At 71.4% G+C, this 13,747-nt stretch carries 11 protein-coding genes and 1 pseudogene; 7 read left to right on the top strand and 5 right to left on the bottom strand.

Annotation, left to right across the window (positions count from 1 at the left end; translation table 11 throughout):
• The first annotated feature begins 33 nt into the window (after nt 1-33).
• Both GEV07_09770 and GEV07_09775 read left to right on the top strand, forming a co-directional pair.
• Nucleotides 34-1,614 carry a methionine--tRNA ligase gene (locus tag GEV07_09770; GenBank protein MQA02987.1) on the top strand — a complete coding sequence of 527 codons (1,581 nt, stop codon included), beginning with the start codon at nt 34-36 and terminating at the stop codon, nt 1,612-1,614.
• Nucleotides 1,611-2,435, top strand: a complete 825-nt coding sequence (locus GEV07_09775; GenBank protein ID MQA02988.1) for a YchF/TatD family DNA exonuclease — start codon at nt 1,611-1,613, stop codon at nt 2,433-2,435. The genes GEV07_09770 and GEV07_09775 overlap by 4 nt, the downstream gene beginning before the upstream one ends.
• A 14-nt stretch (nt 2,436-2,449) precedes the next feature.
• Here the strand turns inward: GEV07_09775 and betC are convergent, their stop codons facing one another.
• A complete protein-coding gene (gene betC / locus GEV07_09780; GenBank protein MQA02989.1) occupies nt 2,450-3,970 on the bottom strand; it encodes a choline-sulfatase in 1,521 nt (506 codons plus the stop codon).
• Nucleotides 3,971-4,069: 99 nt separating this feature from the next.
• Here betC and GEV07_09785 point away from each other — a divergent pair.
• Nucleotides 4,070-4,726: pseudogene (locus tag GEV07_09785) on the top strand (methyltransferase domain-containing protein).
• Between the two features lie 557 nt (nt 4,727-5,283).
• Here the strand turns inward: GEV07_09785 and GEV07_09790 are convergent.
• On the bottom strand, nt 5,284-5,481 hold the full coding sequence (locus GEV07_09790; protein MQA02990.1) for a hypothetical protein: 198 nt from the start codon (nt 5,479-5,481) through the stop codon (nt 5,284-5,286).
• Between the two features lie 408 nt (nt 5,482-5,889).
• On the opposite strand from GEV07_09790, the gene GEV07_09795 reads away from it, so the two are divergent.
• The 3 genes from GEV07_09795 to GEV07_09805 are packed head-to-tail and all read left to right on the top strand — an operon-like array spanning nt 5,890 to nt 8,768.
• A complete protein-coding gene (locus GEV07_09795; GenBank protein ID MQA02991.1) occupies nt 5,890-6,933 on the top strand; it encodes a DUF348 domain-containing protein in 1,044 nt (347 codons plus the stop codon).
• 7 nt (nt 6,934-6,940) lie between these two features.
• Nucleotides 6,941-7,834, top strand: a complete 894-nt coding sequence (gene rsmA / locus GEV07_09800) for a 16S rRNA (adenine(1518)-N(6)/adenine(1519)-N(6))-dimethyltransferase RsmA (protein ID MQA02992.1) — start codon at nt 6,941-6,943, stop codon at nt 7,832-7,834.
• Nucleotides 7,821-8,768 carry a 4-(cytidine 5'-diphospho)-2-C-methyl-D-erythritol kinase gene (locus tag GEV07_09805; GenBank protein ID MQA02993.1) on the top strand — a complete coding sequence of 316 codons (948 nt, stop codon included), beginning with the start codon at nt 7,821-7,823 and terminating at the stop codon, nt 8,766-8,768. The genes rsmA and GEV07_09805 overlap by 14 nt, the downstream gene beginning before the upstream one ends.
• Before the next feature lie 135 nt (nt 8,769-8,903).
• On the opposite strand, the gene GEV07_09810 is transcribed toward GEV07_09805, so the two are convergent.
• From GEV07_09810 to GEV07_09820, 3 genes are all read right to left on the bottom strand, one after another.
• Nucleotides 8,904-11,906: a tetratricopeptide repeat protein gene (locus tag GEV07_09810; GenBank protein ID MQA02994.1), complete on the bottom strand. Its 3,003-nt coding sequence runs from the start codon at nt 11,904-11,906 to the stop codon at nt 8,904-8,906.
• A 147-nt stretch (nt 11,907-12,053) separates the two neighbouring features.
• Complete coding sequence (locus GEV07_09815; GenBank protein ID MQA02995.1) at nt 12,054-12,689, bottom strand: hypothetical protein; 636 nt, start codon at nt 12,687-12,689, stop codon at nt 12,054-12,056.
• A gap of 6 nt (nt 12,690-12,695) precedes the next feature.
• Complete coding sequence (locus GEV07_09820) at nt 12,696-13,103, bottom strand: hypothetical protein (protein MQA02996.1); 408 nt, start codon at nt 13,101-13,103, stop codon at nt 12,696-12,698.
• A 24-nt stretch (nt 13,104-13,127) separates the two neighbouring features.
• Between GEV07_09820 and GEV07_09825 the strand changes: the two genes are divergently transcribed.
• On the top strand, nt 13,128-13,721 hold the full coding sequence (locus tag GEV07_09825) for a TetR family transcriptional regulator (protein MQA02997.1): 594 nt from the start codon (nt 13,128-13,130) through the stop codon (nt 13,719-13,721).
• The last annotated feature ends 26 nt before the right edge of the window (nt 13,722-13,747 follow it).

Below are 13,747 nucleotides of genomic sequence, written 5' to 3' on the forward strand. Positions count from 1 at the left end.
ACCAGCGTCGACGGGGCTTGAGAAGATGCGGGCATGGCAGTCGAAACCAGCGCGTTCTACGTCACCACGCCGATCTACTACGTCAACGACGTGCCGCACCTCGGGCACGCGTACACCACGGTCGCCGCGGATATGATCGCGCGCTGGCACCGGCAGCGCGGGGAGCCGGTGCACTTCCTCACCGGCACCGACGAGCACGGGCAGAAGGTCATGCGCACCGCCGAGGCGAACGGGGTCGCGCCGAAGGAGTGGTGCGACCGGCTGGTGGAGAGCGAGTGGAAGCCGGTCCTCGAGGTGCTCGACATCAGCAACGACGACTTCATCCGCACCACCGAGCGCCGGCACATCGACCGGGTGCGCACCTTCTGGCAGACGCTGTACGACGTCGGGCACGTCTACCAGGGCAGGTACGAGGGCCCGTACTGCGTGTCGTGCGAGGAGTTCAAGCTGGAGAGCGAGCTCGAGGACGGCGAGGACGGCGCGAAGCTCTGCCCGATCCACGGCCGGCCGGTCGAGATGCTCGCCGAGACGAACTACTTCTTCCGGCTGTCCGAGTTCGCCGACCGGCTGCTCGCCCTCTACGAGGAGCGCCCGGAGTTCGTCCAGCCGGAGAGCACCCGCAACGAGCTGATCTCGTTCATCCGGCAGGGCCTGCAGGACCTCTCCATCACCAGGTCCACGTTCGACTGGGGCATCCCCGTGCCGTGGGACGAGGAGCACGTCCTCTACGTGTGGATCGAGGCGCTGCTCAACTACGTCACCGCGGCCGGGTACAGCGCAGACGAGGACGCGTTCGCCCGTATCTGGCCGGCGAACCTGCACCTGGTGGGCAAGGACATCGCGAGGTTCCACGCGGTGATCTGGCCGGCGATGCTGATGGCCGCCGGCATCGACGTGCCGCGGTCGGTGTTCGCGCACGGCTGGCTGCTGGTCGGCGGGCAGAAGATGAGCAAGACCAAGCTCACCGGCATCCACCCGCGCGACATCGTCGACCACTTCGGCTCCGACGCGTTCAGGTACTACTTCATGCGGGCCATCCACTTCGGCTCCGACGGCTCGTTCTCCTGGGAGAACATGTCCGCCGTCTACACCTCGGAGCTGGCCAACGGGCTCGGCAACCTCGCGTCGCGGGTCGCCGCGATGGTGGGCAAGTACTTCGGCGGGGTGCTGCCGAAGCCGACCGACCACGGGCCGGCCGAGGAGGCGCTCACGGCCAAGCTGTCCGCGGCCGTCACGACCGCGGACCAGGCGATCGACCGGTTCGCGCTGCACGAGGCGGTGACCGCGACCAACGAGTTCGTCGGCGCGGTGAACGTCTACGTCACCGAGCAGGAGCCGTGGAAAGTCGCGAAGTCCGACACCGAGGAGAGTCGGGCGCGGCTGGCCACCATCCTCTACACCGCGGCCGAGTCGCTGCGGGCGATCGCCGTGCTGCACAACCCGGTGCTGCCGAAGGCATGCGCGCAGCTGTGGGAGCTGCTCGGCGCGGAAGCCCACCTGGGTGCGCTCGCCGACCAGCGGGTGCAGCAGGCAGGCGACTGGGGACAGCTGCCAGAGGGCGCGCAGATCACAAAGGGGCCGGCCCTGTTCCCCCGGCTGCCAGACGACGCGTGAGCAAGCGCCGCGAGGGATCGTCGCCCCCGGCGCCCGAGCCGCTGCGGGTGGCGACGGTCGACAGCCACACCCACCTGGACGCGTTGGAGACCGACGTCGCCGACGTCGTCGCGCAGGCGCGTGCCGTCGGCGTCACCGCCATGGTGACCACCGGCGACACCGTCGAGTCGTCGCGGTGGTGCGCCGCGACGGCCGCGTCGTACGACGAGGTGTACGCCGCCGTGGCGATCCACCCCAACGAGGTCGGTTCCGCGGGCGAGGAGACGTACGCGGAGATCGCCAGGCTCGCCGCGCTGCCCGAGGTGTCCGCCGTGGGGGAGACCGGGCTGGACTACTACTGGGAGCGGGTCGACCCGCAGCTGCAGCGGCAGGCGTTCCGCCGCCACATCGACATCGCGAAGCACACCGGCAAGGCGCTGGTGATCCACGACCGCGACGCGCACGCCGACGTGCTCGACGTGCTGGCCGCCGACGGTGCGCCCGAGCACACGGTCATGCACTGCTTCTCCGGTGACGCGGAACTGGCCAGGACCTGCGCCGAACGCGGCTACCTGATGAGCTTCGCCGGCACCGTCACGTTCAAGAACGCCGCGGACCTGCGGGCCGCTGCCGAGGTGGCGCCGCCCGACCTGGTCGTGGTGGAGACCGACGCGCCGTACCTCACGCCGATGCCGTACCGCGGCCGGCCGAACGCGCCGTACCTGATGCCGTTGACCGTGCGCTGCCTGGCCGAGGTGCGCGGCGTAGGCGAGGACGAGCTGGCCGCCACCGCAGCCGCGAACGCCGCCCGCGTGTTCGGCCTCGGCGTGCCTCCGTCCTGACCCGCCCCGGCGGCTCAGACCTCCATCCGCGACCTGCGCTGCAGCTCGTACATGTTCGTGTGGCTGCGGACGTAGACGCTGCTGCCGTCGAGGTACGGGCAGAAGTCCCAGTCGGTGCGGATGCCGCGGGTCAGCGCCGGTGCGACGACCAGCCGGTCCAGCTGGCTGCCGCGCACCCTGTTGTCGAGCTCACCCAGGTCCCAGCGGCTCTCCACCTCCGCGCCGAGCGTGTCCAGGGTGCCTGCGTACGCACAGCTGCCGGCCAGGTTGTCGAGCTCGTCCGGGTCGGTCGCGAGGTCGTAGAGCAGGTCGGGGTCGCCGGGACAGCGGATCAGCTTGAACCGCTCGTTGCGGACCATCACCGCAGGGGCGGTCACGCCCTCGGCGAGGTACTCCGCGACGACAGGGGCGCCGCGATCCGCGCGTCTCCCGTCGACCAGCGGTGCCAACGTCATGCCGTCGACGTCGAGCCGGTCGGGGGTGACGCCGGACAGGTCGACGACCGTCGGCGCCAGGTCGAGCAGTGACACCGGTGCCTCGACCCGCCGCGGGGTGCGTCCTGGCACGCGGATCATCAGCGGCACCCGGGCCGAGTGCTCGTAGAACGACATCTTGTACCAGAGACCGCGCTCGCCGAGCATCTCGCCGTGGTCGGAGGTGAGCACGACGATGGTGTCGTCGGCGAGCCCGCTGTCGTCGAGGGCGTCGAGCAGCTCGCCGATGCGCGCGTCGACGTAGCTCACCGCGGCGTAGTAGCCGTGCCGTGCCTTACGTACCTGCTCGTCGCCGAGCTGCACCTCGTCGGCGCCGAACATCTCCCTGAGCCTGCGACTGTGCGCATCGGCGTCGTCCAGCGGGATCCGCGGCACCGTCGGGTCCGGGATATCCGCGAGGTCGTAGCGGTCCCAGTACTCCGACCGCAGCTCCCAGGGGTCGTGCGGGTGGGTGAACGACGCGGTGAGGAAGAACGGTGTGTTGTCAGGATCGCGGGCGAAGTCGTAGATCTTCCTGACCGCCTGGAACGCCACCTCGTCGTCGTAGTCCATCGGCATCGACGCTCGACATCGTGCCGGATATTGCACACTGTCCATTGTGTGGTACCAGGAGTACCTGTCCTTCATCGGCAGCCGCCAGTCCGGCGTCCAGTCGAGATCGCCGGGGTAGATGTCGGTGGTCAGCCGTTCTTCGAAGCCGTGTAGTTGGTCGGGCCCGACGAAGTGCATCTTGCCGGACAGGCAGGTGCGGTAACCGGCGGCGCGCAGGTGATGTGCCAGCGTCGGTAGGGACGGGCGCATATCTGCCGCGTTGTCGTATACGCCCGTGCGGGACGGTAGTCGTCCGGTCAGCATCGACGCGCGCGACGGAGCGCACAGCGGCGAAGGGCAGTAGGCGTTCTCGAACACCACGGCGTCAGCGGCGAGTCGATCCACCGCCGGGCTGCTGACCACGGTGTGGCCGTAGCTGGGCAGCCAGCTTGCCGAGAGTTGATCAGCCATCAGTAGTAGCACGTTGGGGCGGTGCGCGGCGTCGGTCATGCGACGGGGGTATCCCATGATCACTGTCCCCGTCAATACTCGGCTCGTTGTGCCGGTGCCGTCCGGGCGAACGGCGGCCGGGAGCTACGCTCGGCAGCTATGCCGACCTCCGGCCAACTGCGGCGCGCGCTCGTCGAGACGTTGACGAGCAGCGGTCAGCTGCGTTCGACCCCGGTGCTGCGGGCCTTCGCCGCCGTGCGGCGGGAGCTGTTCGTGCCGGAGATCGCGGCGAGCAGGGGGCTCGCCGCCGTGTACGCCGACGCCGCGCTAGTCACCAGGGAGTGCGACGGCCACCCGACCAGCTCGTCCAGCCAGCCAGGGGTGATGGCGGCGATGCTCGAGGCGCTCGCGGTGCGGCCCGGTCAGCGCGTGCTCGAGATCGGCCTCGGCACCGGCTACAACGCCGCGTTGCTCGCCCGGCTGGTCGGCCGGCACGGACAGGTGACCTCGGTGGACATCGACGCGGCGCTGGTCGCGAAGGCGGGCGGCGCACTGCGTGCCTGCGGCGCCGCGGTGACCACGGTCGTCGGCGACGGCCGGGCCGGCTCGGCCGACGGCGGGCCGTACGACCGGATCATCGTCACGGCCTCGAGCGACGTGGTACCGCTGGCGTGGTGGGAGCAGCTGGCGCCTGGCGGTGTGCTCGTGCTGCCGCTGCGGCTGGACGCCGTCCAGGCGGTGGTGGCGCTCGTCCGCACCGAGCAGGGGTTCCGGGCCACCGCGGTGATACCCGGCGGGTTCATGCCGTTGCGTGACGAGGTCGACGCGGCAGGTGGTGGTACGCCGAGTCTGTCGGTGTCGGTGGCGGTCGACGGAACGTCGGCGCAGACGTACGTTGCGTATGGCTCGGTACTCGGCCGGCTGCCCGCACGGGCGCGTGCCGCCGTCGCCGGCCTGCTGCTCGACCGGCCGCGCGTCAGCAGGATCGACGCGACGCCGGGGTTCCCCGTGCACTGGCACCTGGCGCTCGTCCACGACCCGCGGCTGCTGGTCTCGGTCTTCGGGCCGCCGCCCGGGCCCAGGATCGGCCTGGTCGACCCGGGTTCGGGCGCGTTCGGTGCCCTGGTCATGGACACCGCCGACGCGTCCTGGCCGCTGGCGGCGGTGGAGCGGTACGGGGACGCGGTGCAGCAGCGCCGCGAGCTGCTCGAGTGCGTACGGGACTGGCGGGCAGCCGGCTCACCCGGCCTCGACCGGTTGGCGGTGGAGGTCAGTTATGCCAGGTCAACGGCGCCGCGGCTACGCAGCAGGCGCACCTGGCGCCGCCCCGACCACCGCATCCACGTCGGCTGGCGCTAGGCGGTTCCAGCAAGTCAGGAACCGATCTGTTTGCGGCTGACGCGGCGGAGCCGCCTGCGCTGGCTGGGGTCGAGCATGAAGTACCCGACCACCGGGGCCGCGACGATGGCCACGAAGATCAGTCCCGCGATGATGTTGGGGAGTATCGCGAACGCCAGGATCGTGGCCCCGATGCCCCCGACGGCGTACCAGCCCAAGGCCTTCTTCGTCATCTGCTGCTCCCTTGCCCGGTACGAGTGGCGATTTGCGTACTTCCACCGTACCCGGCGGCGCTGGCTACCGACGGTCCCACCAACCCTGACTCCACCCTGGTTTTGCGTAGTCTCGCGGGGCCGGTCGTTACGGACGGTGAGTGTGGGTCCGTGGGGATTTACCCGCTTCCGGTGGGTCGGTTTGCTCCCGACGTGACCGTCTCGTTATAGTCCAACACTTGTTAGCCGAGGTCTGGGGAAGGCCTCGGGTGGCGTTCGGGGGACGTGCCACGAACCGTCAAGTCCCAGGCGGTCGTGTGTAGGTAGCCGTCCCGTTTCCATCCCTGCGGCCTCGTACCCGTTGCCCCAGGGAGCATTGTGCGCAAGACACCGGCAGCAATTGCCGCCGGCGTGACAGCTGTTGCTGTCATGACCGGAGGTGGCGTCGCCTACGCGGCGATGGACAATTCAGTGCAGCTCACGGTCGATGGCAAGACGCAGACCGTGCACACCTTCTCCGACGACGTGTCGAGCGTGTTGGAGAAGGCCGACGTCGACACCGGCAAGCGTGACCTCGTCGCCCCGAAGTTGTCCTCGTCGATCGGTGATGGTGACCGGATCGTCGTGAAACACGCTCGCAAGGTCACGATCAGCGTCGACGGCAAAGAGCAGAAGCGTTGGGTCACCGCGTTGAGCGTGTCCGAGGCGCTGAAGCAGTTCGGCCTCCGTGACAAGAACATGCGAGTGTCCGCGGACCGGTCCACCCGGATCCCGCTGTCCGGCATGGAGATCGAGGTCAGCCTGCCCAAGCGCGTCAGCGTCACGGCCGACGACGAGACCGAGAAGTTGCTGTCCTTCGGTACGACGGTCGGCGACGCGGTCGCCGACGCCGGCGTGTCGACGGACTCCAACGACGTGGTCAAGCCGAAGCAGAGCAAGAAGCTCGAAGAAGGCGAGAAGATCCGCGTCTACCGGGTGAGTATCAAGAAGACCAAGAAGACGGTCGCGATCGCGCCGCCGGTCAAGAAGGAGAAGACCGACGACCTCGAGCGCGGCGAGACCAAGGTCGAGGACCCCGGCAAGGCGGGCAAGAAGGTCGTCTACTACAAGACCCGGATCGTCGACGGCAAGAAGGGCGAGCCGAAGAAGATCCGCGAGAAGGTGCTGAAGAAGCCGGAGACCAAGACCGTGCTCGTCGGCACCGCCGCGCCGAGCAGCGGCATGGACGGCACGTTCTGGACCCTCGGTGGCTGGGACTGGAAGTACCTGGCCGAGTGCGAGTCCGGCATGAACCCGGACGCGTCGAACGGCACGCACTTCGGTCTGTACCAGTTCAGCCAGTCCACCTGGGAGTCTGTGGGCGGTACCGGTGACCCGCGCGACGCGTCGCCGGAGGAGCAGACCAGGCGGGCTTACAAGCTGATCGAGAGCGCTGGGCCCAGCCAATGGACGTGTCCGACTAGACGCGTATAGTCAGTGCGTGACTGACGCATCGGCCGGGTCCGGGTTACTGGGCCCGGCCGATGTGCGTCTGCTTGCCGAACAGCTCGGCATCCGGCCGACGAAGACCCGCGGCCAGAACTTCATGGTCGACGTCGGGACGGTGCGGCGGATCGTCCGTACGTCCGGCGTCACCGCCGACGACGTCGTGCTCGAGGTCGGCCCCGGCCTCGGCTCGCTGACCCTCGGCCTGCTCCCGGCGGCGCGGCACGTGCTCGCGGTGGAGGTCGACCGGTCGCTGGCCGCCGCCCTGCCGCGCACCGTCGCCGCGTACGCCCCCGCGCACGCGGCCGGGCTCACCGTGGTCGAGCGCGACGCCATGCGGGTGACGCCCGACGACCTGGCCGGGTGGCAGCCGACGGCGCTGGTGGCGAACCTGCCGTACAACGTCGCCGTGCCGGTGCTCGTCCACCTGCTGTCGACGTTCCCAACGCTTGCCGGCGGGCTGGTGCTGGTGCAGGCGGAGGTGGCGCAGCGGCTCGCCGCCGGCCCCGGCAGCCGGGTGTACGGCGTGCCGAGCGTGAAGGCCGCCTGGTTCGCGCACGTACGCAAGGCCGGCGCCGTCAACAGGGGCGTGTTCTGGCCGCGGCCGAACGTCGACTCCGAGCTCGTCGCGTTCGCTCGGCGGGAGCCGCCTGCGACGTCGGCGACCCGTGCTCAGGTGTTCGCGGCGGTCGACGCTGCGTTCGGGCAGCGCAGGAAGACGCTGCGGGTCGCGCTCGCCGACTGGGCCGGCGGTGCCGACCGCGCCGAGTCGATGCTCGTCGCTGCCGGTGTCGACCCGCGCGCCCGGGGTGAGACCCTCGACGTGGCCGCGTTCGCACGCCTCGCGGAGCAGGCCGCCAGGGCGGACCCTTACGATGCAAGACCGTGAGAGGAGTCGGACGTCGGTGACATCGGTGATCGTGCGTACACCCGCCAAGGTGAACCTGCACCTCGGTGTCGGCAGTGCGCGCTCGGACGGCTTCCACGAGCTGGTGAACGTCTTCCAGGCGGTGTCGCTGACCGACGACCTGACGGCCCGTCCCGCGGACGAGCCCGGGGTCACGTTGAGCGTGCTGGGCGAACACATCCGCGGCGTGCCGACCGACAGGCGCAACCTCGCGGTGCGGGCCGTGCACGCGCTCGCGAAGCACGCGGGCGTACCGGCCGACGTTTCGCTGCAGCTACGTAAGCAGATCCCGGTCGCCGGCGGCATGGCCGGCGGCAGCGCGGACGCCGCGGCGGCGCTCGTCGCCTGCGACGCGCTGTGGGGCACCAGGGCGGCCAGGTACGACCTGCACGAGGTGGCCGCCTCGCTGGGTGCCGACGTGCCGTTCGCGCTGGTCGGCGGCACCGCGGTCGGCCGCGGGATGGGTGAGCGGCTGACGCCCGCGCTGGTACGCGGCGAGTTCCACTGGGTGTTCGCCGTCGCCGGCAGCGGGCTGTCCACCGTGAAGGTGTACGGCGAGTGGGACCGGATGGTGGACGGCACGGCGCCGGTGCACCCGCCGGAGCCCGAGGCGCTGATGTCCGCGCTGGCCGCCGGCGACGAGGTGGCGCTCGGCCGTGCGCTGCACAACGACCTGCAGCCCGCGGCGATCTCGCTGCGGCCTACCCTGCGCCGTACGCTCGCCGCGGGCAAGGAGCTCGGCGCGATCGGCGCGCTGGTCTCGGGTTCCGGCCCGACCTGCGCGTTCCTCGCGCACTCCGCCGACCACGCGGTCGACCTCGCCGTCGAGCTCGCGTCCGCTGGGGTCTGCAAGGTGGTCCGCCGGGCCCGCGGCCCGGTGCCAGGCGCCCGCGTCGTCGACGCCGCCGCGGCCTGACCGACCGTCCCGGCCGTCGGTGGCAGCCCGATGGCAACCGTCCGGCAACGGGTCCCGCCTAGCGTCTGCGGCGTCATGGACACGGCGGGACGGGACACGGCGATGCACGACAACTACTGCCACTGAGGGAGCCGCTCAGCCGACGGCGGTCTCGACGGTCGCGGCCAGGTCGTCGCGCACCTGGGTGGCTTCGGGGGCCCGCATCCGGGTGTACGCGGCCAGCGCGGCGGTGAGGTGCGGCTCGGCCAGCTCGGGAGCGCCGTCGGCGAGCAGGACGCGGCCGAGGCCGTGCCTGGCCCGGCCGACGAGCATTGCGTCGCCGAGCCGGTCGGCCAGGGCCAGCGCCTGCTCGTGGTGCGCCACCGCGGCCGTCGCGTCGCCGGCGGCATGGTGCGCCTCGCCGAGCCCGTTGAGTGCGTCCGCCTCCAGGGACGGCTGCCCGATCTGGCGGCTGAGGGCGAGCGCACGGGCGTGGTGGTCCCGTGCCGTGCCGTGCTCTCCGCGCCGGGTGGCGAGCACGCCGAGCAGGTTGTGCGTGTCGGCCAGGTCGTCGTGGTCACCGATCTGCTCGGTGGTGGCGCGGGCCTCCTCGGCGCACGCGAGGGCACGGTCGTAGTACCCCAGCTGGACGTAGACGACGCCGAGGTTGACCAGCGTGCTCGCCGCGCTCCTGGTGCGGCCGAGCTGCCGGTGCTGCCTGAGCGCGTGCCGCAGCTGGAGCAGCGCCTCGTCGGCACGGCCCAGATGGATGAAGCACTTGCCGAGGTTGTTGCGGGTGATGGCCTCCCCGCGTTCGTCGCCGAGGGACTGGCGCAGCTCGAGTGCCAGCTCGAAACAGCGCCGGCTCTCGTCCCGCTGGCCGGTGAACATGTACGCGGCACCGAGGTTGTTCGTCGCGGCCGCCTCGCCGAACCGGTCGCCGAGGTCGCGGTAGAGCGGCAGCGCCTGTTCGAGGCACTCGATAGCAGCCTGCGCGCGTCCCGAGCGCCCGTAGGCGGCGCTGAGGTGGGTCAGCGTCTCGGCTTCGGCGAACGTGTCGCCGAGGTGGCGCGCGGCCGCCAGCGCCGCGTGGTGGGTGGTGACCCAGTCGCCGATGTGGCTGCGCAGGTAGTGGTAGTAGTGCGTGCAGTGCGCGAGCTGCCAGGCATGCACGTGCCACCCGGCGGCGGCCGCGTGGTGCACCGCGGCGACCAGGTTCTGGTTCTCTGCGGTGTACCAGGCGGCGGCGTCGTCGAGCCCGGTGAACGTCGGCTGCGCCACCTGCTGTGCCGGTTCGAGTACGGACACCTGCCGGCGGCCGGGGTCGAGCCGTTCGTTGGCCGCGTTCGCCGCGTGCAGGTACCAGTCGAGCAATCTGGTCACCGCCGCCCGCCGCTGTGCCTCCGGCTCCTCCGCGCGGGCGCAGTCGGCCGCGTACCCGCGGAGCAGGTCGTGGAACTGGTACCTGTCGGGTGTCTGTTGCTCGAGCAGGTGCATGTCGAGCAGGTCGTCGAGCAGCGGGCCGACCTCGGCCACGCTGCTGCCGAGGAGTGCCGCCGCCGCGCCAGTGTCGAAGTCCGTGCCAGGCACCAGCCCGGCGAGCCGGAACAGCCGCTGCTGGTCGGGTTCGAGCTGCCGGTACGAGAGGTGGAACGCGCCCGCGACGCTGCGCTCGCCGACGCGCAGCTCGGCCAGCCTGCGGTGCTCGTCGCGCAGCCGGTCGAGCAGGTGGCCGACCGACCAGGCCGGCCTGGAGTGCAGCCGCGCCGCGGCGATGCGCAGTGCGAGCGGCAGCCGGCCGCAGTGCTCGACGACCTGGTCGAGCCGGTCGTCGGGCTCCGCCGCGAGCCGTTCCTCGGTGCAGACCCTGGTGAACAACGTGCCGGCCTCGGCGTGCGACAGCTGGGTGAGCGAGACGTGCTTCGCCTGGTCGATGTCGGCGAGCCGCTGCCTGCTGGTGACGATCGTGCCGCAGCTCGGCGTGCCCGGCAGCAGCGGCAGCACCTGGTCGGCGGACGCCGCGTTGTCGAGCAGTACGAGGACGCGGCGGTCGGCGAGCACGCTGCGGTACAGCGCGGCGCGCTCCGCGACACCCGCGGGCAGCCGCGCGCCGGTGACGCCCAGCGAGCTCAGCAGCCGCTCCAGCGCGTCGGCGGCGGTCACCGGTTCCACGCCAGCGGTGAAGCCGTGCAGGTCGAGGTGCAGCTGGCCGTCGGGGAAGTCGTCGCAGAGCCGGTGTGCCGCGTGTACTGCGAGGGCCGTCTTCCCGCTGCCGGCCATGCCGTCGAGGGCGACGACGGAGTAGCCGCGCGCGCTCGTGCACGCCGCGACGATCTCGGCGAGCTCGGCCTGCCTGGCGGTGAACGACGGCAGGTCCGCGGGCAGCTCGGCGGGCCGGATCGGTGGCGGCGCCGGTGCCGCAGTGTGCGACACCGCCAGGTCGGGGTCGTCGCGCAGGATCGCCGTGTGCAGGTCGCGCAGCTGCGGGCCGGGGTCGAGGCCGACCTCGTCCACCAGCTGGCGCGCCGCGTCCTCGTACTCCTGCAGCGCCTCCGCCTTGCGGCCCGCCCGGTACAGCGCGAGCAGGCGGGCGCGTGCGAGCCGGTCCCTGCCGGGGTGTTCGGCGCGCAGCGCGGCGAGCTCGGGCAACAGTTCGTGGTGGTGGCCGGCGGCGAGGTCGGCTTCGACCCGCTGCTCCAGCGCGTCGACGCGCATCTCCTCCAACCGGGCGCGGATCGGTCGGCTGCCGAGGGTGGTCAGCTCAGGCAGCACCGGCCCCCGCCACAGGTGCAGCGCGTCGCGCAGCAGCTCGGCACGCTCGGCCGGCTCCGGGCAGCGCCGGGCGCGCTCCACCAGCGCGGTGAACCGGTGTACGCCCACCGCGTCGCGGTCGACCTGGACGACGTACCCGCCCGCCGCGCTGGTCAGCTGTACGCCGGCGGGCAGCGCGCGCCGCAGCCGGGACGCGTGGATCTGCAGTGCCTTGCGCGGGTCCGCAGGCGGCTCGTCCCAGAGCAGCTCGATCAGCCGCTCGCTCGGCACCGGCTTGCCCGCGTCGAGCAGCAGCACCGCGAGCAGGCACCGTTCCCTGCGCCGGCCCAGCTCGACCGGTCGGCCGTCGACGATCACCTCGATCGCACCGAGCAGCAGGAACTCCATCGGACCACTGTGCCGGGTCGCCCGGTTGTTCGGTAGCCCTTCGCGGTGCCGAACAACCCGTGCCGCATACGGACGAGATCGCCGGCCTGGTGGTCTACTTCGCCGCCGGGCGTCACGAGGCGCGGCGTACCTCGTAGGGGAGCTGCATCACGTCGCGCTGGTGCTGTGGGTCGAACATCGAGTAGGGGTGCACCGCCGGCGGGCGGCCGGCGCGTTCCAGCCGGTCGAGCTGCTCGGCGGTGAGCTCGACGTCCAGCGCCCCCAGATTCTCCGCCAGCTGTGCAGGTGTACGTGCGCCGACGATCGGTGCGGTGACGCCAGGCTGCCGCAGCAGCCAGCCGAGAGTGACCTGCGCGGGCGTCCGCCCGACCTCCTCGGCCACCTCGCGCAGTACGTCGAGCACTCCCACCGCTGCTCACTCACCGCGGAGAGCATCGGCGACTCGCGGAACGCCTGCAGCCGCCCGTCGCCGACCGGCCCGTCCGCGCCGCGGGTGTACTTCCCGGTGAGCAGGCCGCTGGCCAGCGGGCCCCACGGCACCAGCCCAATGCCGAGGTCGCGGGCGGCAGGTACGTGCTCGCGTTCGATGTTGCGCTCGACGAGTGAGTACTCCAGCTGCAGCGCCGCCACCGGTTCCCAGCCGCGGCGGTCGGCGAGTAGCTGTGCCTTCGTCGCGTACCAGGCCGGTACGTCGGACAGGCCGACGGCGCGCACCTTCCCGCTGCGGACAAGCACGTCGAACGTCGCCATCACCTCCTCGACGGGGGTCAGGGTGTCCCACATGTGCAGTCAGTACAGGTCGACGTAGTCGGTGCCGAGCCGCCGCAACGAGGCGTCGAGCGACCGCATGATGTTCTTCCGCCCGTTGCCGGCCGCGTTCGGGTCGCTCAGGTCGGTGGGGCCGGTGAACTTCGTCGCAAGCACGACGCGGTCGCGCACACCCGCGTCCGCGACGAACCGGCCGAGCAGCTCCTCGCTCTGCCCGCCGGTGTACAGGTTCGCGGTGTCGACGAAGTTGCCGCCCGCGTCCAGGTAGCTGTGGAAGACGGCGCGCGACGTCGCCTCGTCCGCGCCCCAGTCGTGCTGGCCGAACGACTGGTCGCCGAAAGTCATGGTGCCGAGTGCCAGCGGGAAGATCCGCAGCCCGGTGTGGCCCAGCAGGTGGTACGGAATCGGAATATCCATTCCGGTAATCATGCGGAATCGGGATTCCGGTTGTCCATGGCCCCATGCGAGGATGGCTCCGTGGTAGTCGAGCAGGACGCGAACCGGCCGCTGCGGGCCGACGCGCAGCGCAACCGGGCCAGGGTGCTCGAGACGGCCGAGCAGGTCTTCGTCGCGGAGGGGCTGTCGGTGCGCGTCGACGAGATCGCCAGGCGTGCCGGCGTGGGCGTCGGCACCGTCTACCGGCACTTCCCGACGAAGGACGCCCTGTTCGAGGCGATCGTGACCGACCGCGTGCAGTGGCTGGTCGACGAGGCCCGCTCGCTCGGCGCCGGCGACGACCCCGGCGGCGCGTTCTTCCGCTACCTGCACGACGTCGTCGAGCTCGCCGCGGTCAACAAGTGGATCTTCGACGCGCTCACCGGGACCGGCCGCGACGCCCGCAAGCTGGTCGAGCTCGGCGGGCAGTTCAGGGAGGCGCTGGGCGAGCTGCTCGCGCGTGCCCAGGCGGCCGGGGCCGTCCGCGACGACGTGTCGGTGACCGACCTGAAGGGACTGCTCACCGGTGCCCAGGTGGCGGTCAGGGACGGTGCCGTCGGCGGTGTGGTGGCGGACGTGCTGTGCACGGGACTGCGCTCCCCGCCGGGGTGAACCGAGCCGGCCGTCGCGGCACACGT

The sequence above is a fragment of the Streptosporangiales bacterium genome (assembly GCA_009379825.1).
In the GTDB taxonomy this organism is placed as follows: Bacteria; Actinomycetota; Actinomycetes; order Streptosporangiales; family WHST01; genus WHST01.

Bases quoted from the DNA above. Each gene is read 5' to 3' on its own strand.
- GEV07_09770 (MQA02987.1), top strand. From the start codon at position 34: ATGGCAGTCGAAACCAGCGCGTTCTACGTCACCACGCCGATCTACTAC.
- betC (MQA02989.1), bottom strand. From the start codon at position 3,970: ATGACCGACGCCGCGCACCGCCCCAACGTGCTACTACTGATGGCTGAT.
- GEV07_09790 (MQA02990.1), bottom strand. From the start codon at position 5,481: ATGACGAAGAAGGCCTTGGGCTGGTACGCCGTCGGGGGCATCGGGGCC.
- GEV07_09795 (MQA02991.1), top strand. From the start codon at position 5,890: ATGACCGGAGGTGGCGTCGCCTACGCGGCGATGGACAATTCAGTGCAG.
- GEV07_09805 (MQA02993.1), top strand. From the start codon at position 7,821: ATGCAAGACCGTGAGAGGAGTCGGACGTCGGTGACATCGGTGATCGTG.
- GEV07_09810 (MQA02994.1), bottom strand. From the start codon at position 11,906: ATGGAGTTCCTGCTGCTCGGTGCGATCGAGGTGATCGTCGACGGCCGA.
- GEV07_09815 (MQA02995.1), bottom strand. From the start codon at position 12,689: ATGTGGGACACCCTGACCCCCGTCGAGGAGGTGATGGCGACGTTCGAC.
- GEV07_09820 (MQA02996.1), bottom strand. From the start codon at position 13,103: ATGATTACCGGAATGGATATTCCGATTCCGTACCACCTGCTGGGCCAC.
- GEV07_09825 (MQA02997.1), top strand. From the start codon at position 13,128: ATGGCCCCATGCGAGGATGGCTCCGTGGTAGTCGAGCAGGACGCGAAC.